Source organism: Amycolatopsis japonica (assembly GCF_000732925.1).
Classification (GTDB): Bacteria; Actinomycetota; Actinomycetes; order Mycobacteriales; family Pseudonocardiaceae; genus Amycolatopsis; species Amycolatopsis japonica.
In genome coordinates, this window is sequence record NZ_CP008953.1 from 7,307,172 (window position 1) to 7,326,016 (window position 18,845).

Here is an 18,845-nt window from a genome sequence, read left to right on the forward strand (position 1 = left end):
CGCTCAGTGCGGCACCCAAAGCGTCACCCGGGTCCCCCGCCCCGGATGCGAATCGATCGTCCCCCGCCCGCCGACCTCCGCCAGCCGCGCCATGATCGACTGGCTGATCCCGAAGCCCGGCGGCCGGTCCAGCATGCTGAAGCCGGTCCCCTGATCCCGCGCGATGACCGCGACGCCGCCTTCGCACTCCTCGACGCGAAGCACGACCTGTTTCGTCCCAGCGTGCTTCACGGTGTTTCGAAGCGCTTCGCGGACGGCGTCCCGGATGGCGGTCCGGCGCGCGTGCGAGAGGCGGTAGTCCTCTTCGGTCTCGGCGGCGACGAGCTGGGTGCGGAGGCCGTCGCGCGCCATTTCGGTGGCGACCTCGGCGAGATCCGCCGCGAGCCCGCGGGCAGAGGGCGCGTCGGGGCCGGTCAGTTCACGCCGAAGTTCGGCCGCCTGCGCCCGCGCCGTCGCGCGCATCTCCGCGAGCCGTTCCGAAGCGGCGGAATCGTCGTCCGGCGCTTCGAGCCCCATCGCTTCCAACGTCTGCAGCACGGAATCGTGCATCACCCGCTGCGTCCGCAGACGTTCGGCGCGCTGCCCCCGCCGCATCCCGATACCCAGCGCGAACCGGGTCCCGACGCCGAGCAGGATCAGGATCCCGGCCGTGGTCACCATCGCCACGACGAGCGCGACCATGCATCCCACCGACCGGCTCAGCGCGAGCGGATGATCGAGCGGGAGCCCGCCGACCCACGTCAGGAAGGCCCGGAACGGCACGGCCGCGATCAGCAGCAGACAAGCCGCGGGCAGCCCGAACGACAGCGTCCACAACGCCACCGTCCCGACCATCCACGTCCACGCGACGTCGATGGCGAACGGCTGGATCTCGGTGGGCGCCGCGGCGGCCACGATCGTCGTGAGCACCACGCCCACGGCGAGATCCGCGTACATCAGGCGTCCGGACGTCTTCGCCCGGATCCCGCGGCCGCGCACCACCCACCAGACCGCGAAGACGTTGAGCAGCATTCCGAGGATCGTCGTGCTCAGCACCGGCACGATCCCCGCCGAGCCGTTCGCGACCAGGAAACCGATGTACACCTTCGGAAACGCGGCCACGCGGTAGAAGATCGGGCCCAGCGCCGAGTACCGGATCGCGCGCATCAGCAGCGTGTCCGCGGAGTCCTCGCGATAGCGCCAGTCCGGCACCGAATCCGGGTCGGGTGCTTCGTCGGCCGGGCTGGCGCCCAGTACCGAAGAGCCCTTTCGCAACATCGCGCGCACGAAGGTGACCGATTGAGACTCGGACATCCGCCGCCCTCCCCGCGTCCGATGTGTCGAGCCTGGCAAAGCGGACTTCCCGCGTCAAGACGGCCGAATGCGCAGTTCCGCGACGAGAAGTTTGACCAACGCGCCGAGCCGCTGACGTTCGGGCTGGACGGTCGGCACCCCGGCGGCTTCCAACGGCGCCGCGGTCACCGGGCCGACGCACGCGCACAGCACCGGACCTCGCAGTGCGGCAAGAAGTTCCTCTCGGCGCGGGCCCGCCAGCGTGAGCAGGTTCGCCGCCGCGGGAGCGGAAGTGAAGGCCAAAGCGTGCACCCGTCCGGCGATCACGCTTTCGACGAGTTCGTGCACAGGTGCGACGTCCGCGGGCGAAAGCCAGCGGTACGGCTGTGCCTGGACGACGTCCGCGCCCGCGTCCCGCAGCGACGCGGTGAGCTCGGGCAGCAGGGTGCCGTGCAACTGGACCGCGACCCGTTCGCCGCGAACCCCGGCATCCCGCAATCCTTCGAACAGTTCGGCGTTGCTCTCCTCGGGCGCGGAAAACTCCTCCCGGAGGCCGAAACCACGCACGGCGCCCACCGCCTTCGGCCCGCGCGCGAAGATCCGCGACGCCGCCAGCCGCTCCAGCAACGGTTCGCGCAGCCCCCAGCCTTCGGCCGCCGAAAGCCAGCCACGGAATCCGGCGCCGGTGGTGACGGCGGTGAACCCGACCGGGCCGGCCAGCACGGCGTCCGTCGCCGCCCGCAGTTCGGTGTCGTCGGGCAGCGGGACGATCCGGATGGTGGGCGCGTGCAGCACCGTCGCGCCCTGCCGGGTCAGCGCGCCGATGAAGTCTTCGGCCCGCCGCTCCGCGGTGATCCCGATCGTGATGCCGTCCAGGTCAGCCATAAACCGCGCCCATCTTCCTGATCTCCTCCGCCAGCCGCTCGCGCAGCTCCGGCGGTTCGAGCACTTCGAGGTTCCCGCCGAACCGCAGTAGCTCGCCGACGGCCGATTCTCCCGGTTCCACGGGCAGTTCCATCGTCAGCCAGCCGTTTTCGTCGGGCTCCGCGGATGTTTCCCGCAACGCCCGCGCTCCGACCGCTCCGAGGTAGAACGGCAGCAGTATGCGGGCGAACTCGTTCAGCCGCACCACCGCCGTCCGCGAGTACATCCGCTTTTCGAACTGCTCCGACCATTCGTGCCAGTAGCGCGCGAGGTCGAAGTCCGACGGCCGCTCGAAGGTCTCGCCGAGATCTTCGAGTTCTTCGATGCGGGAGATGCGGTACGTCCGGTCGGTGCCGTCGCACCGCGCCGCGAGATACCAGTTCCCCGCCTTGAGGATCAGGCCCAGCGGATCGAGCACGCGGTCGACCTTCCGCTGCCCCCAGCGTTCGTACCGGACCTTGACGCGCCGCCCGTGCCAGACCGCGTCGGCCAGTTCGGACAGTCGCGGCAGGCTTTCGATCCCGCGATGCCAGCCGGGGACGTCGAGGTAGAACCGTTCGGAGATCTTGCTCGCCCCGGCACGCAGCTCTGACGGCATGGCCGCGTGCAGTTTGAGCTGAGCGGCGGCGAGGACCGTGCCGAGCCCGAGTTCGGTGGCCGCGCCGGGCAGGCCCGCCAGCGAAAGCGATTGCGCCTCCTCCTCGGTCAGCCCGGTCAGCCGCGTGCGATAGCCGTCGACCAGCTGATAGCCGCCGGTGCGCCCGCGATCGGCGTACACCGGCACGCCGGCCGCGGACAGCGCCTCGACGTCGCGGTAGACCGTCCGGACCGACACCTCCAGCTCGGTCGCCAGCTCCTCGGCCGTCATCCGGCCGCGGTTCTGCAGCAGGAGGAGGACCGACAGGAGTCTGCTCGCGCGCATGAATCCAGTATCCCCTAAAACCTGACACATCCTGACAGGTATGGCTGACAGGGTGAACCCATGAACACGTTCGCCATGAAGAACTGGGAAGAATCCGTCGTCAGCGGCACGGAGGGCGCGCCGCGAGTCGCCTACGCGCACGCCACGCTCGCCTACAGCGGGCTGATCGAGGGTGAGTCCGTCCTCGACTACCTGCTGTACTACGCGGGTGAGGGCTACGACGGCGGCGACACGACCTCTCCCGGCCTCGAACGGATCGAGGGCAGCGTGGACGGACGCAAGGGAAGCTTCGTGATCAAGCACGACACCGGGTTCGACACGCAGGGGATCAGGTCGGCGTTCACGGTGGTCGAGGGCTCCGGAACGGGTGAACTCGCCGGGATCACCGGCAGCGGCACCACGACCGGCGCCCTCGGTGAGCCGACGATGTCGTACACGCTCGATTACTCGCTCTAAGGAGAAATGGTGCTCGAGGTTGATCGCGAGCAGGTGCTGGCGTACCGGATCGCCGCGCACGGCCTGCACCGTGAGGAGACGGATCCGGCCGCGGCGGCCGTGTTCGACCTCGGGCTGCAGGATTCCGTGCGGGACACCGCCCTGCTGGGCCTCGCCGCCCGGATCGACGGCGACATCACGCCCGGCGTCTGGGACGACGACCGTTTCGTGCTCGCGTGGACGCATCGCGGCGCGCCGCATTTCCACCGCCGTGCGGAGCTGGACGCGATCCGGGCCGCTCTCGTGCCTCTCGACGAGAAGGACGCGATGGCCCGGATCCTCTGGCAGCGCAAGCAGGTCGACGACGCGGGCATGTCCGCGACGGACGCGCTGTTCACCGCGGCGAAGGCGATCCGCGAGGTCGTCACCGGCGTCCAGACCAAGGGCACGGTGAGCGGCGCGGTCACGAAACTGATCCCCGACGGCCTGTCGTACGCCTGCCGCGGCTGCGGTGTCGTGCACATCTACGAGCAGTTGATGCGGGTCGCGTCGCTCCACGCCGGGGTCCGGCTGGAGGCGGGCGCGACCCCGGCGACGTTGGCACCACTGGAAAAGCGGGGCAGGCTCAAGACGGCACCGGACGCCAAGGCGGCCACCCGTGTGGTCGAGGGTTACCTGCGGATCAACGGTCCCGCCGCTCCCGGCGACGCCGCGGCCTACGTCGGGACCACCCGCACCGGGGTCGACGCGATGTGGCCGGACGGCCTGGCCGAGGTCCGCGTCGACGGCAAGAAGGCCTTCCTGCCGGAAGACCGGGTGGCGCTGCTGGAGAATCCGCCGGAGCCGGACGTGGTGCGCCTGCTGCCGCCGCTCGACCCGTTCGTCCAGGCACGCGACCGAGCCGTGCTGGTGCCGGACAAGGCCCGGCAGAAGGAGGTCTGGAAGATCCTCGGCAGCCCCGGCGCGCTGCTGGCCGACGGCGAGATCGCCGGCGTGTGGCGGGCCAAGGCGAGCGGGAAGAAGCGGCTCGACTTCACCGTCACCCCGTTCGACGCGCTCCGCCCGGCCGTCCGGAAAGCGGCCGAAGCGGAGGCGGCCCGTGTCGCCGCCGCCCGGGAGTTCCCCGGCTTCCGCGTCACCTGGTCCTGAAGGCGGTCCGATCGGTCCCGTTCCGGGTGCCCAAGAGGTAGGCCATCGCGCAACCGCTTGCCGCCGGAGAACCCGGCGGCGACCGTCGAAGACATGAGCACACAGACGGAATCCCGGACGATGGCGAGCGGCTGGGCGGCCACCGGCGACCTGCCATGGGCGCGCCAATGGGACGGCATGAACGAAGGCCCGGTCCTGCTGCCGGACGGGCGTGTCCTCGCCGCGGGCGGCGGCAACAACCGCGGTGCGGTGACGTACGCCGACGCCGCGCTCTACGACCCGGGCAGTGGCCAATGGACGGTCACCGGATCGCTCGCGACCAGCCGCCGCCTGCATTCGCTGACCGTCCTGCCGGACGGCAAGGTGCTGGCGGCGGGCGGTTTTCACGGCCATCCGTCCACTTCGCCCAACATCCTCACCTCCGCGGAGGTCTTCGACCCGGCGACCGGGACCTGGAGCCCGACCGGCTCGATGCACACCGCCCGCTGCAACCATCACGCGATCGCGCTGGCGGACGGCCGGGTGCTCGTGATGGGCGGCGGGAGCGAACGGCCGCCGATCGATTCCCTCGTGATCGCGGCGGCGGAGATCTACGACCCGGCGACGGGAACCTGGACCGAGACCGCGCCGATGATCCACGCCAGGGCGGCGTTCCCCGCGGTGCTGCTGCCGGACGGCAAGGTGCTCGTCGCGTCGGGTCTCGTCGAAACCGGCGGCGATCTCGTCGGCCTGACCTTCTGCGAGATCTACGACCCGGTCGACGGCACCTGGAGCCCCACCACGCCGATCGGTACCCCGGTCCCGCTCGAAACCGGGCGGCCGCGTGTCGGCGCGCAGATGGTCGCGCTCGCCGACGGGACCGTGCTGGTCACCGGCGGCCACACCGGCGGGCCGCAGAACTGGAACTACGCGCCGTTCAGCCTCGGCGAATCCGAACGCTACGACCCGGCCACCGGCAAATGGACCGACGCGGCGCCGATGGGGATCCCGCGCGACGAATTCCGTCTGATCCGCTTGGACTCCGGCAAGGTGCTGGCCATCGGCGGCCTCGAATACGGCGGGTACGACGCCGGGTACCAGAACTCCGAGATCTTCGATCCCGCGACCGGGCAATGGGGGCCGCTGATCGGGCTCACCATCGGCAGGGCGAAGTTCGGCGCGGTCAAACTCGCCGACGGCCGCGTCCTCATCGCGGGCGGCGCCGCCGTACTGGCCAACGCCGGCCCGGACGGCAACCACGTCCTCATCACCAAGACCGACCTCTTCACCCCGTGACCCACCCACCGCATTTCGTCCTCTGAATGCGGTATTCGCATTCAGAGGACGAAACGCGGGCGTCAGGGGTCGACGGCCAGGCGGTAGCCGCGTTTCACCACCGTCTGGACCAGTTTCGGCGTGCCCAAGGAGTTCCGCAGGCGGCCGATGGCGGTCTCGACGGCGTGTTCCTCGCCGCCGTCGGGGAGCGCGGAGACCAGTTCCCGCCGGGAGAACACCCTCCCCGGCGATTCCGCCAGCGCCCGCAGGATGGCCATCGGCGCGGGCGCGATGTCGCACCACTGCCCGTCGACCAGCGCCGCCTGGCCTCGCAGTTCGATACTCCGCCCGCCCGCGGTCAGTCGAGGCGAACGGGCTTCGAGCGCGTCGGACACCGTCCGCGCCAGCGCCCCGATCCGCGACCGTGTCGGCTGCACCGTAGGGATCCCGAGCGCGGCCAGCGGTGCCGCGGTGATCGGCCCGACGCAAGCCGCCACGACCCGTTTCTCCAGTGCTCCCACGACTCCCGGCAGCCGCCCGGTCCGCTTCGCCACCGCCAGCAGGGACGCCGCCGCGGGCGCGCTGGTGAACGGCAACGCGTCCACCGAACCGTCGAGGACACCGTCCAGCAGCCGGTCCAGCGGCCCGGGATCGGACGGCCCGACCCACCGGTACACCGGCACTTCGATCACTTCGGCGCCCGCGGAACGCAGACTGTCCACAAAGTACGGAAGCGGCTCGCCGTGCAGCTGCACCGCGATCCGCTGACCGTCCACACCGGAATCGAGCAGATGTCTCAGCACCTCGGCGTTGCTCTCCGACGCGGGCGAGTAGTCCTCCGAAAGCCCGGCCGCGCGGATCGCCCCCTTGGCCTTCGGGCCGCGCGCGAGCAGCGAAGACTTCCCCAGTCTGTCCAGCAGTTCCTCCCCCAGGCCCCAGCCTTCGGCCGCCTCGACCCAGCCGCGGAAGCCGATCCCGGTCGTCGCGACGACGACGTCGACCCGGTCTTCCAGCAGGCGCATGGTGGCCGACCGCAGTTCGGTGTCGTCGGCGAGCGGCACGATCCGGATCGCCGGGCCGTAGCGCACGGTCGCACCTTTACGCACGAACAGCGCGCCGAGCTCGTCAGCCCGTCGCGCCGCCGTGATCCCGATGACGAATCCCGCCAGGGGAAGAACGTCCGTCACGGCGAGAATTCCACCTCCACCACACCCCCGGCGACCCGGACCCGATAAGCGGCGACCGAGACCCCTTCGGCGTCGAGACAGGCGCCGGTCCGCAGATCGAAGCGTTCCTTGTACACCGGCGAAGCCACCACGGGAACGCCGCCCGCGTCACCGACGATGCCTCGCGAAAGCACCGCCGCTCCGCTGATCGGGTCCACATTGGACAGCGCGTACCACCGGTCGCCGGGGAGCCGGAAGATGGCCACCTGCGTCCCGCCGTCGAGCAGGGCGGCGACACCGGACCATTCGGGGACGGCGCCCGCCGCGCAAACGGCGGTCCAGGTGCGCTCGATCGACGTCGTCACTGTTTCACCTCCGGGATGCCAAGCAGTACTGGCACTTTCTGGTCGCGTTCGGTACGGAACGAGATCGTCGGATCCGGTGTGCCCGGCGCGTTGACGAACGAGCTGAACTTCGCCAGCTTCTCCGGATCCTCCAGCACGCCGCGCCATTCGTCGGCGTAGTCGCCGACGTGTTTGGCCATGGCGGCGTCGAGGTCCTCGCAGATTCCGAGCTTGTCGTCGACGATCACCGCGCGCAGGTGGTCGAGCCCGCCTTCCATCTCCTCGACCCACGGCGCGGTGCGCTGCAGGCGGTCGGCCGTGCGGACGTAGAACATCAGGAACCGGTCGATCGTGCGGATCAGCGTCTCGGTGTCCACTTCGGACACGAGCAGATCCGCGTGCCGCGGGGTCGCGCCGCCGTTGCCGCCGACGTAAAGGTTCCAGCCCTTGTCGGTGGCGATGACGCCGAAGTCCTTGCTCCGCGCCTCCGCGCATTCCCGCGCACAGCCCGAAACGGCCGACTTCAGCTTGTGCGGCGAGCGCAGGCCGCGATACCGCAACTCCAGCTCGATCGCGAGCCCAACGCTGTCCTGCACGCCGTAGCGGCACCACGTCGAACCGACACAGGACTTGACCGTGCGCAACGACTTCCCGTACGCGTGCCCCGACTCGAACCCGGCGTCGACGAGCCGCCGCCAGATCAGCGGCAGCTGGTCGACGGTGGCGCCGAACAGGTCGATCCGCTGCCCGCCGGTGATCTTGGTGTACAGCCCGAAATCCATCGCCACCTGCGCGATCACCATGAGCTTCTCCGGCGTGACCTCGCCGCCGGGGATGCGCGGGACCACCGAGTACGTCCCGTTGCGCTGCAGGTTCGCGAGGAACTTGTCGTTGGTGTCCTGCAGGGTCGCCTGCTCGCCGGCGAGGATGTGCCCGTTGCCCAGCGTGGCCAGGATGGACGCGATCGCCGGTTTGCAGATCGCGCAGCCGGTCCCGGTGCCGTAGCGGTCGATCATCTCGCTGAACGTGGTGATCCGAGTGGCCTGCAGGATCTGGAACAGCTCCGCGCGCGACTGGGTGAAGTGCTCGCACAGCGCCTTCGACTGCTCGACACCGCACGCCGTCAGCAGCTTGCCCAGCAACGGGACGCACGAGCCGCACGCCGTTCCGGCCCGGGTGCAGCCCTTGATCTTGGCGACCGAATCGCAGCCCTCTTCGGTGATCGCGTGGGTGATCGCGCCCTTGGAAACCGCGTTGCACGAACAGATCTGCGCGGCGTCCGGCAGCGCGTCGACGCCGACCGCCGCTCCACCACCGGCCGGGGCGAGGATCGCACCCGGTTCGGCAGGCAATGGCCTGCCGACCATCGCGCGCAAGGTGTTGAACTCGCTCGCGTCGCCGACCAGGACACCACCGAGCAACGTCTTCGAGTCGTCCGAGACGACGAGCTTCTTGTACGTCCCCGCGACGGCGTCGTTGAACGCGACCTCCAGCGCGCCTTCGGTCGCCGCATGCGCGTCGCCGAAGCTGGCGACGTCGACGCCCATGAGCTTGAGCTTCGTCGACATGTCCGGCTCGGGGAACGTGCCCTCGCCGCCGGTCAGCCGCGCCGCGACGATCTCCGCCATCGCGTAACCGGGCGCCACGATGCCGTACACCTTGCCGTCGACGGCCGCGCATTCGCCGATCGCGTACACCGCGGGATCGGCCGTCCGGCAGGTGTCGTCGACCAGGATCCCGCCGCGCGCACCGACTTCCAGCCCGGACGAACGCGCCAGATCGTCGCGCGGCCGGATACCGGCGGAGAAGACGACCAGGTCGACGTCGAGCTCGGTGCCGTTGCCGAGCCGCGCGATGTAGCGTTCGCCATCCGGCTCGATGGCGTCGGTCGAAGTTCCCGTGTGGACGGTCACGTCGAGGTCGGTGATCAGCCGCCGGAGCAGGCCGCCGCCGCCTTCGTCGACCTGCAGCGGCATCAGGCGCGGCGCCATCTCGACGACGTGCGGCGAGAGACCCATGTCCCGCAACGCCTTCGCGGCTTCCAGCCCCAGGAGCCCGCCACCGATGACGACCGCCGAACGACGTCCACGGCCGGGCCGCTGAGCCGCTTCCCGGATGGCGTCGAGGTCCTCGATCGTCCGGTAGACGAAGCAGCCGGGGAGATCGTGTCCCGGCACCGGCGGGACGAACGGCCGAGAACCAGTCGCGAGGACGAGCGTGTCGTATGGCTGCTCGTGACCCGCTTCGGTGACGACGATCTTGCGCTCGCGATCCACCGAAGCGACGGTGTCGCCGAGCCGCAGCTCGACCAACGGATCACCCGCGTAGTCCGCGCCCTCCAAGGTGAGGGAGGCCGGATCCCAGGTGTCCACATAGGACGTCAGCGCGACCCGGTCGTACGCGGGACGCGCCTCCTCGGCGAGCACCACGACCTGCCACTGGCCGTCCTTGTCCTCCGCGCGCACCGCTTCGACGAGCCGGTGCGCGACCATGCCATGTCCGACGACGACGAGTTTCCGCATCAGACCTCCGCTCCGGCGAGCGCCAGGCCTCGGGTGCTCGCCACCTCCGACTGCTGTTTGCGCAGATACACCGCCCACGTGACGGCGAAGCACAGGCCGTAGAAGACCAGGAAGGCGACGAACGCCGGCACCCCGCTCTTCGTGTCCGCGAACGACTGGCGGAAGGCCAGGTTGATGAACAACCCGCCGAGTGCGCCGATCGCGCCGGCCAGCCCGATCAGCGCGCCGGAGAGCTTGCGCGCCTTGAGCATCTCCAGCGTCTCGTCCGCGCCCTCGCTGATCGCGACCTTCGCCTTGGCGCGGAAGATCGCCGGGATCATCTTGTACGTCGAGCCGTTGCCGATTCCGGTGAGCACGAACAGCACGATGAACGCGACGGTGAACAGCGCCAGCGAATTCGACGTCGAGGCCAGGATCAGCACCACGGTCGCCGCGGCCATGCCGACGAACGTCACGAAGGTGATCTTGCCGCCGCCGATCCGGTCGGCCAGCCAGCCGCCCGTCGGCCGCGAGAACGAGCCGAGCAGCGGGCCGAGGAACGTCACCGCGGCCGCCTGCAGCGGCGTGCGGCCGAACTGGTTCTGCAGCACCAGCCCGAAAGCGAAGCTGTAGCCGATGAACGAACCGAACGTGCCGACGTAGAGGAACGACATCACCCAGGTGTGCGGATCCTTGACGACCTCGCGCATCGCCTTGGTGTCGCCCTTCATCGAGGCGAGGTTGTCCATGAAGAAGTACGCGCAGGTCGCGGCGACCACGATCAGCGGGATGTAGATGTAGAGCACCACCCGCGGCGCGGTGGCGCCGACGGTGCCGATGACCAGCAGGCCGATCAGCTGGATCGCGGCCACACCGAGGTTCCCGCCGCCCGCGTTCAGCCCGAGCGCCCAGCCCTTGTGCTTCTCCGGGTAGAACGCGTTGATGTTGGTCATCGACGACGCGAAGTTCCCGCCGCCGACCCCGCCGAGCGCGGCGATCACCAGGAACGTGCCGAGCGAAGTGCCCGGCTGCATCGCGATCGCCGCCAGGATCGTGGGCGCCAGCAGCAACAGCGCGCTGACGATCGTCCAGTTCCGGCCACCGAACTTCGCCACAGCGAACGTGTAGAGCGGCCTCATCAGCGCGCCGATCAGCGTCGGGGTCGAGACCAGCAGGAACTTGTCGGCGGCGGAGAAGCCGTACTGCGGGCCCATGAACAGCACCATGACCGACCACAGTGTCCAGACGGAGAAACCGATGTGCTCGGCCAGGATGGAGAACCAGAGGTTCCGCCGGGCGATCTTCTTCCCGGTCTCCTCCCAGAATTGCTCGTTCTCGGGATCCCAGTGCTCGATCCAGCGCTTTCCACGAGCTTCCATGAGGTCCTCCTTGGTGGATGCGTTCGGGTTCACTGGGCGGCCAGCCATTTCGCGACCCCGCTCACGGCGTCCTTGCAGCCGCCGCAGCCGGTCGTCGCACGGGTCGCCCCGGCGAGGGCGGGGACGTCGGTGGCGCCGCCGCGCCACGCTTCGACGAGCCGCCCCTTGGTCACCGCGTTGCAGCGGCAGATGACCGCCGACGCGGGCAGATCGGCCGGGCTCGACGCCGACGGCGCTCCCGGCGGCAGCGAGCGTCCTAAAAGGACAGCCAGCCGGTCTTCGGGCACCGGGGTGCCCCGGTCGTAGAGCTGCGTGATCGTCGCGGCCGCGTCGGGCAGGCCGAGCAGGATCGCGCCGGCCACCCGGTTCTCGCGGACGACGAGCTTGCCGTAACGGCAGCCCGCCGGGTCGCTGAACGTGAGCACTTCGGCGGTCGGGTCGTCCGCGCCGGTCATCGTCTCGCCGAGCGCGGTGAGGTCGATGCCGCGTGCCTTGAGCCTCGTCACCGCTTGAGTACCGCGGTACCGCGACGCGGATTTCGCGCCGGTGACCAGATCCGCGACGACGGCGGCCTGTTCCCACGCGGGCTGCACGAGCCCGCCGAACGCGCCGGGATGCTTGGCACAGTCGCCGATCGCGTGGATCCGGCCGTCGCTGGTGCGCAGCAGATCGTCGACGACGATGCCGCCCTCGACGGTCAGCCCGGCGTCCACGGCCAGTTTCGTCTCGGGCCGGACGCCGGTGGAGACGACGATGAGATCGGCGGGAACGTGCGTGCCGTCGTCGAGTTTGAGCCCGTCACCGCTGACGTAGCGCGCGGCGCCGACACCGAGCCGGAAGGCGACGCCGAGTTCTTCGAGCTTCCTGGTCAGCACCCGCGCCGATTCCGCGTCCAGCTGCCGTTCCATGATGTGCGGCATCGGATGCACGACGGTCACGAGATTCCCGCGTCCGGCGAGACCTCGCGCGGCCTCCAGGCCGAGCAGCCCGCCGCCGAGCACCGCGACCGGCGCGCCCAGCCTGGCGGCGTCGAGAATCCGGGCGCAGTCGTCGAGGGTGCGGAACGCGACGACGTCCGGGCCGGGTTCGAGCCCTTCGACCGGCGGCATCCACGGGTTGGCACCGGTGGCGAGCACGAGCGCGTCGTAGTCCACAGTGGACCCGTCGTCGAGGTGAACCCGCCGCGTGTCCCGGTCGATCGACGTCGCGGAGACCCCCCGGCGAAGATCCGCACGGGTACGGGACGGCCATTCGTCGTCGTGCAGCCGGACGGCCTCGGGCCGCATGGTGCCGGCGACCACCGACGAGAGCAGTACCCGGTTGTAGGCGGTGTGTTCCTCCGCGCCGACGACGGTGAGCCGCACGCGCTCGCCGTCGGGATCGCGGCGCTGGATCTCGTCCGCGAGCCGCGCGCCCGCCATCCCGTATCCGGCGATGACCACCGACCGGGGGCTCACGCGACGACCTCGGCCGGGGCGAGCGCGACCGCGCACACCTTGAACTCGGGCATCCGGCTCGCCGGGTCGAGCGCCGGGTTGGTCAGCAGGTTCGCCCTGCCCTCACCGGGGAAATGGAACGGCAGGAACACCAGGTCGGGGCGCAGCGACGCCACACAACGGACACGTGCGACGGTCTCCCCGCGGCGGGAGCGCACGAGCGCGAGGTCGCCCTCGGCCAGCCCCGCGCGGGCAGCGGTGTCGGGATGAACTTCCACGAAGGCCTCCGCCACGACGTCGTTGAGTTCCTTGACCAGCCGGGTCTGCGCCCCGGACTGGTAGTGCTGCAGGACCCGCCCGGTGGTGGCCTGCAAGGGGAATTCGGCGTCCGGCAGCTCGGCCGGGCCGACGTGGTCCACCGGCACGAACCGCGCGCGGCCGTCCGGGTGAGCGAAGGAGTCGAGGAACATCCGCGGTGTGCCGGGATGTGATTCCGCCGGGACGGGCCAGTAAAGGGCTTCGCCGTCGCGGAGCCGGTCGTAGGTGATGCCCGAGTAGTCGGCGACGCCACCCTTGGACGCGCGGCGGAGCTCGGTGAAGACGGTCTCGGCGTCCGTCGGGAACCGTCCGTCGGGCTGACCGAACCGGCGGGCGAGTTCGGAAAGCACATAAAGATCGGTCTTCGCGCCGGACGGCGGATCGATCGCCTTGCGCCGCAGGAGGATCCGGCCTTCGAGGTTGGTCATCGTGCCGTCCTCCTCGGCCCACTGGGTGACCGGCAGGACGACGTCGGCCATCGCCGCCGTCTCCGAGAGGACGAGGTCCGAGACCACCAGGAAGTCCAAAGAGGACACCTTGTCCTGGATGTTCCCGGCGCCGGGCGCGGAAACGACGAGGTTGCTGCCGAACACCATCAGCGCGCTCGGCCCGTCTTCGGTGCCGAGCGCCTCCAGCAGCTCGACCGCCGACCGGCCCGGCCCCGGCAGGGATTCCGGTGGCACACCCCAGACCCCGGCGACGTATTCGCGCGCGGCGGGGTCGTCGATCTTGCGATAGCCGGGCAGCTGGTCGGCCTTCTGCCCGTGCTCGCGACCGCCTTGACCGTTGCCCTGCCCGGTCAGGCAGCCGAAACCGGATCCCTTGCTCCCCGGTAGGCCGAGGGCGAGCGAGAGATTGATCCAGGCGTTGACCATCGCGGTGCCGTTGGCGTGCTGTTCGGTGCCGCGCGCGGTGAGGACGTAGGTGTTGCGGGCCGCGGCGAGCTTGGCGGCGACCCGGCGCTGGTCCGCGGCGGAGACGCCGGTGATCTGCTCGACGCGCTCCGGCCACCAGGCCGCGACCGAACGCCACAGCTCTTCGAAACCGTTCGTCCTCGAGACCACATAGGACTTGTCGAGGAGGCCGTCGGCGACGACGGCGTGCAGGATGCCTTGCGCGAGCGCGAGGTCCGTACCCGGCGCGGGCTGCAAGTGCAAGCCGGCCAGTTCGGCGGTCGGCGTGCGGCGCGGGTCGACGACGATCAGATCCGCGCCCCGCAGGTGCTGGGTGAACGGCGGCATCGTCTCGGCCGGGTTCGCGCCGATCAGCAACACCGCGTCGGCGTCGGCGAGATCCGTGACCGGGAACGGCATCCCACGGTCGGCGCCGAACGCCTTGATCCCGGCGGCGGCCGCCGACGACATGCAGAACCGGCCGTTGTAGTCGATCTGCGAGGTGCCCAGCGCGACGCGGGCGAACTTCCCCAGCAGATAGGCCTTCTCGTTGGTCAGCCCGCCGCCGCCGAAGACGGCGACCGCGTCGGCACCCCTGGCCGCGCGGATCTCGGTGAGCCGCCGGGCGACGAGGTCGAGCGCTTCCGTCCAGCTCGCGGGCCGGAGTTCGCCGTCGACCCTGATCAGCGGCGTCGTCAGGCGGGACGGCGAGGTGAGCAGCTCCCCCGACGTCCAGCCCTTCTGGCACAGGCCGCCGGCGTTGACCGGGAAGTCGCGCGGGGCGACCCGGGCGCCGTCGAGGCTCATCCCGCACTGCAGGGCGCAGTAGGGGCAGTGCGTGTCCACCGCGGTCACGGTGGGGGCGGCGAGCGGCACGGGCACCTCCTCCAGGCGTCGATAGCGCTTGAAGGTAGGTAGGCCGTGTTACCTGAAAACTCCTGAATGTTTCAGGCGTTTGACATTGCCCGCCGCCGATGGACGTCACACCGTGAACTCCGTGCTGTCCGTGAAGGCAACCGATGCCCCCAATGCCACATTGGGGACACTCGACCGCCGACGAGCCGAACCAAACGGTCATTCAGTCGAAATCGGGCAAGTTCTTCCCGCGGCTTCGGTGATCCGACACAGCCAGCGAACTCCTCGATACGGTTCCGCCCCTTGTCTCCCGGATCGCGCGCGAAAGCCACTTTCAGGACATCTGACGTCCCGAAAGTGGCTTTCGCGACACCTCTCGATGCGGCACAGGTCCTATGAGGGCTGAAGGGGCCCTTCACCGCATGCCACGCGGCGAAGGGAGCTTTCACCACGTCACATGCGGCGAAAGGCCCCTTCAGCAACTATGCACCGTGTGTATAGACCGTGCGTATACACACTGTGTATAGTCGCCCGCATGTCCATCGGGAACACCCTGCTCGGCCTGCTCGAAGCCGGTCCGAAGCACGGTTACGACCTCAAACAGCTTTACGACAAGCAGTTCCGCCAAGACCGTCCACTGCACTACGGGCAGGTCTATTCGACGTTGAACCGGCTCCTGAAGAACGGCCTCGTCGAGGAGAACGGCGTCGAAGCGGGCGGCGGTCCGGACCGGAAGCGGTACGCGATCACCGACGCCGGCGTCACCAACGTCGAGGAATGGCTGAAGAGCCCGGAAAACCCCTCCGTCTACCTGCAGAACACGCTCTACACCAAGGTCGTGCTCGCGCTCCTGTCCGGCCGCGGCGCCCAGGATCTGCTCGACGCGCAGCGGAGCTCCCATCTGCGCGCCATGCGCGAGCTCACCGCCCGCAAGACCGCCGGAGACCTCGCCGACCAGCTGATCTGCGACCACGCACTGTTCCACCTGGAGGCGGATCTGCGGTGGCTGGAGCTCACCGCCGCCCGCCTCGACGACCTCGCGCGCCAGCTGACGCGCTGATCTGGGGACCACACAGTGGAAACACCGTTGTTACACGGCCTGGGCCTGCACAAGGCCTTCGGTCCGAATCAGGCGCTGGCCGGGGCCGGGCTGACGCTCGAACCCGGCGAGATCGTCGCGGTCATGGGGCCGTCGGGATCCGGGAAGTCGACCCTGCTGCACTGCCTGTCCGGGATCGTCCGGCCCGACGAAGGTCAGGTCTCCTTCCGCGGGCGTGACCTCGCGAGCATGTCCGACGCCGAACGCAGTGCCCTGCGGCGTACCGAATTCGGTTTCGTCTTCCAGTTCGGGCAGCTCGTGCCGGAGCTGACCTGCCTGGAGAACGTCGCGCTGCCGCTGCGGCTGAGCGGGATGAGGCGCCGCCCCGCCGAGCGGATCGCGCGCGGCTGGCTCGACCGGCTGGCGGTCGGCGACATCGACGACAGCACGCCCGGCCAGGTTTCCGGCGGGCAGAGCCAGCGGGTCGCGATGGCCAGGGCGCTGGTCACCGAACCGTCGGTGGTCTTCGCCGACGAACCGACCGGCGCGCTGGACACGCTCAGCGGAGAACTGGTCATGCGCCTGCTGTCCGAGGCGGCGAAACAAACCGACGCCGCCGTCGTCCTGGTCACCCACGAACCGCGGGTGGCCGCTTACTCCGATCGGGAGGTCATCGTGCGCGACGGCCGGACACGGGAACCGGTGGTGACCCGATGACCGGGCGCGAAGACCTGATGCTCGGGTTCCGGCTGGCCGTCGGGGGCGGCCGGGGCTCGATCGTCAGGCTCCTCCTGAGCACGGTCGGCATCGGGCTCGCGGTCGCGGTCCTCCTGATCGGCGCCTCCGCGGGCACCGTCAAGGAGAACCGCGACCAGCGGACGTACGCCGCTTCACCGCGGTACGGACAGATCCCGGGTATCGCACCGCTGAACTACCACGCGACGACGACCGACTTCCGCGGTCAGGCGATCTCGCTCGTCCATCTTCAAGCCACCGGGCCGAACTCGCCGATCCCGCCGGGAGTGGACCGGCTGCCCGCGCCGGGCGAGGTCTTCCTTTCCCCGAAGCTCGACGAACTCGTCGCGGCCGATACCAGTGGCCTGTTGCGGCCCCGTCTGCCCGGCAAGCCGGTCGGGATCATCGATGCGGAAGCCGTGCTCAATCCGAATGATCTCGTCGTCTACGCAGGCACGGGCAATCCGCGGAACGGCGTCGCGATCTATGCCTTCGGTGCCCCTCCCGGCTACGAAACGCCGTTCGAACGGGGACTCCTCTCGCTCCTGCTGCTCGGGCTCTTCGTCCTCCTCACGCCGGTGTTCATCTTCGTCGGGACGGTCTCCCGGCTCGGCGGCGCGGCCCGGGACCGGCGGCTCGCCGCGTTGCGGCTGGCGGGTTCGTCCCTCGCTCAACTGCGCCGGATCACCGCCGCGGAATCCCTCGTGGGCGCCGCGGCCGGTCTGGTCGTCGGTACCGCGCTGTTCCTGCTCTTCCGCGGCACGGCGGCGAACTTGCAGGTGTTCCGGTTCGGGTTGTACCCGGACGACCTGACGCCGTCGTGGCCGCTGGTGGTGCTGATCGTGCTCGCGGTCCCGGCCCTGACCGTGGCGGCGGCTTGGGCGTCCCAGCGGCACCTGGTCGTCGAACCGCTCGGCGTCGTCCGCGAGACCGCGCAGCCGAAGCGAAGGTTGTGGTGGCGGCTGCTGCCGGTCGTCATCGGAATCCTGTTGATCGCCCCGGATTTCGGTGTCGCGAGCGAACTCGGCCGCTGGGCGCTGATCGGCGGCGCGGCACTGCTGATGGTCGGGATCCCCGCGCTGCTGCCGTGGCTGCTGGAACGCGTCGTTTCCCGGATCAAGGGCGGGCCGCCGTCGTTCCAGCTCGCGATCCGCCGTATGCAGAGCGACAGCGGGACCCCGTCACGGGTGGTCGCGGGTCTCTGCGTGGTCCTCGCCGGGGCGATCGCGCTGCAGAGCCTCCTGGCGGGACAGGCCGCGATGGAGGCCGATCGCCACGACGACACGGGAGGCCGGATCACCGTCTACGCGGACGGTTCCGTGGCCGATCGGGCGATCGCCGCGGTCCGCACGGTCCCCGGCGCGGCTGATTTCCAGGTGTTGCGTTCGCTGTTCGTCGAGGGGAAGCGCCAGGACGGCATGCTCGTACTGATCGCCGTCGCCGACTGCGCCACGATCGAGGCGACGACCACCGCGACCGGTTGCCGTGACGGCGACGTGTTCGCCGACCCGTCCTTCCTCCACATAGGACAGTCAGCGAAGATCACGGACAACGACAAACGGGAGCAACCGTGGACCGTTCCGGTCACCCCGCGACCGTTCGAGGTGAAGCCATCGAGCGTCACCGAGACTCTGGCGCCACAAGTGCTCGCGACGCCCGCGGCGGTGGCGGGTGTCGACCTGGCCTCGGCCTTGGTCACGGCGACCCTGCGCGGGACGACCGGGAATCCGGATTTCGTCGAGCTGGTGCGGAACTCCGTGGCACCGTACAGCGGGCAGGTCACCGTGGCGGCCTACAAGGGGGAACGGGCCTCCACCGAGGCCCTGATGTTCGACGACGCGCGGGACATCCTGCTCGGCGGCGCGCTGTTCGTCCTGCTGCTGGCCGGGGTGAGCCTGCTGGTGCTCGCCCAGGAACAGGTCCGTGAACGGCGGCGAGCCCTCGGCGCGCTGTCCGCCACCGGCGTCCCGGTGCGCGTGATCGTCCGGTCCTTGCTGTGGCAGAACGGAATCCCGCTGCTGCTGGGCATCGTGCTCGCGACGGCGACCGGGATCGCCGTCGCCGCGCTGGGCAAGCGGCTGTTCTGGGACGGGCTGTACGTCGACTGGTCCGCGGTCGCGCTGCTCGCCGCGGCGGCCGTCGTGATGGTGCTGCTGGTGACGGCGTCGACGGTGCCGTCCGTGCGTTCGGCGGCGAAGACGGAGAACCTGCGCACCGAGTGAC

Annotated in this window: 15 protein-coding genes; 6 read left to right on the forward strand and 9 right to left on the reverse strand. The window is 70.0% G+C overall.

Going from position 1 to position 18,845, the window contains the following annotated elements:
• Nucleotides 1-3: 3 nt before the first annotated feature.
• Genes AJAP_RS33520 through AJAP_RS33530 form a run of 3 tightly spaced genes read right to left on the reverse strand, consistent with a single transcriptional unit; the run spans nucleotide 4 to nucleotide 3,118 of the window.
• Entirely contained in the window at nucleotides 4-1,293 is a 1,290-nt protein-coding gene (locus AJAP_RS33520; RefSeq protein WP_038518965.1) for a sensor histidine kinase, read from the reverse strand.
• Nucleotides 1,294-1,347: 54 nt separating this feature from the next.
• The gene (locus AJAP_RS33525; RefSeq protein WP_038518967.1) at nucleotides 1,348-2,157 is read right to left on the reverse strand and encodes a uroporphyrinogen-III synthase; all 810 of its coding nucleotides are present in this window, start codon (nucleotides 2,155-2,157) and stop codon (nucleotides 1,348-1,350) included.
• On the reverse strand, nucleotides 2,150-3,118 hold the full coding sequence (locus tag AJAP_RS33530; protein ID WP_038518970.1) for a helix-turn-helix transcriptional regulator: 969 nt from the start codon (nucleotides 3,116-3,118) through the stop codon (nucleotides 2,150-2,152). Before AJAP_RS33530 ends, AJAP_RS33525 begins: the two co-directional genes overlap by 8 nt.
• A gap of 60 nt (nucleotides 3,119-3,178) precedes the next feature.
• Here AJAP_RS33530 and AJAP_RS33535 point away from each other — a divergent pair, with 60 nt between their 5' ends.
• The 3 genes from AJAP_RS33535 to AJAP_RS33545 all read left to right on the forward strand — a co-directional run bounded on the left by AJAP_RS33535 (nucleotide 3,179) and on the right by AJAP_RS33545 (nucleotide 5,977).
• The gene (locus AJAP_RS33535; RefSeq protein ID WP_038518972.1) at nucleotides 3,179-3,574 is read left to right on the forward strand and encodes a DUF3224 domain-containing protein; all 396 of its coding nucleotides are present in this window, start codon (nucleotides 3,179-3,181) and stop codon (nucleotides 3,572-3,574) included.
• 9 nt (nucleotides 3,575-3,583) lie between these two features.
• Nucleotides 3,584-4,702, forward strand: a complete 1,119-nt coding sequence (locus AJAP_RS33540; protein WP_148311739.1) for a DNA glycosylase AlkZ-like family protein — start codon at nucleotides 3,584-3,586, stop codon at nucleotides 4,700-4,702.
• A 93-nt stretch (nucleotides 4,703-4,795) separates the two neighbouring features.
• Nucleotides 4,796-5,977: a Kelch repeat-containing protein gene (locus AJAP_RS33545; RefSeq protein ID WP_228694706.1), complete on the forward strand. Its 1,182-nt coding sequence runs from the start codon at nucleotides 4,796-4,798 to the stop codon at nucleotides 5,975-5,977.
• Nucleotides 5,978-6,039: 62 nt separating this feature from the next.
• Here AJAP_RS33545 and AJAP_RS33550 read toward each other — a convergent pair whose 3' ends face one another.
• The 6 genes from AJAP_RS33550 to AJAP_RS33575 are packed head-to-tail and all read right to left on the reverse strand — an operon-like array spanning nucleotide 6,040 to nucleotide 14,869.
• On the reverse strand, nucleotides 6,040-7,143 hold the full coding sequence (locus AJAP_RS33550) for a uroporphyrinogen-III synthase (RefSeq protein ID WP_038518978.1): 1,104 nt from the start codon (nucleotides 7,141-7,143) through the stop codon (nucleotides 6,040-6,042).
• Nucleotides 7,140-7,487: a nitrite reductase small subunit NirD gene (gene nirD / locus AJAP_RS33555; protein WP_038518980.1), complete on the reverse strand. Its 348-nt coding sequence runs from the start codon at nucleotides 7,485-7,487 to the stop codon at nucleotides 7,140-7,142. Before nirD ends, AJAP_RS33550 begins: the two co-directional genes overlap by 4 nt.
• Nucleotides 7,484-9,988, reverse strand: coding sequence for a nitrite reductase large subunit NirB (gene nirB / locus AJAP_RS33560; protein WP_038518981.1), 2,505 nt, complete (start codon nucleotides 9,986-9,988; stop codon nucleotides 7,484-7,486). The genes nirD and nirB overlap by 4 nt, the downstream gene beginning before the upstream one ends.
• Entirely contained in the window at nucleotides 9,988-11,346 is a 1,359-nt protein-coding gene (locus AJAP_RS33565; RefSeq protein ID WP_038518984.1) for a nitrate/nitrite transporter, read from the reverse strand. The genes nirB and AJAP_RS33565 overlap by 1 nt, the downstream gene beginning before the upstream one ends.
• A 29-nt stretch (nucleotides 11,347-11,375) precedes the next feature.
• Nucleotides 11,376-12,803 (reverse strand): FAD-dependent oxidoreductase, encoded by a 1,428-nt coding sequence (locus AJAP_RS33570; RefSeq protein WP_038518986.1) that lies wholly within the window; start codon nucleotides 12,801-12,803, stop codon nucleotides 11,376-11,378.
• The gene (locus AJAP_RS33575) at nucleotides 12,800-14,869 is read right to left on the reverse strand and encodes a molybdopterin oxidoreductase family protein (RefSeq protein WP_228694708.1); all 2,070 of its coding nucleotides are present in this window, start codon (nucleotides 14,867-14,869) and stop codon (nucleotides 12,800-12,802) included. The genes AJAP_RS33570 and AJAP_RS33575 overlap by 4 nt, the downstream gene beginning before the upstream one ends.
• Nucleotides 14,870-15,383: 514 nt before the next feature.
• On the opposite strand from AJAP_RS33575, the gene AJAP_RS33580 reads away from it, so the two are divergent.
• From AJAP_RS33580 to AJAP_RS33590, 3 genes are read left to right on the forward strand one after another with little or no spacing between them, the layout of a single operon-like run.
• Nucleotides 15,384-15,908, forward strand: a complete 525-nt coding sequence (locus AJAP_RS33580; RefSeq protein ID WP_038518989.1) for a PadR family transcriptional regulator — start codon at nucleotides 15,384-15,386, stop codon at nucleotides 15,906-15,908.
• Between the two features lie 15 nt (nucleotides 15,909-15,923).
• Complete coding sequence (locus tag AJAP_RS33585; RefSeq protein ID WP_038518992.1) at nucleotides 15,924-16,604, forward strand: ABC transporter ATP-binding protein; 681 nt, start codon at nucleotides 15,924-15,926, stop codon at nucleotides 16,602-16,604.
• On the forward strand, nucleotides 16,601-18,844 hold the full coding sequence (locus AJAP_RS33590; protein WP_038518994.1) for an ABC transporter permease: 2,244 nt from the start codon (nucleotides 16,601-16,603) through the stop codon (nucleotides 18,842-18,844). The genes AJAP_RS33585 and AJAP_RS33590 overlap by 4 nt, the downstream gene beginning before the upstream one ends.
• Nucleotide 18,845 lies beyond the last annotated feature (1 nt).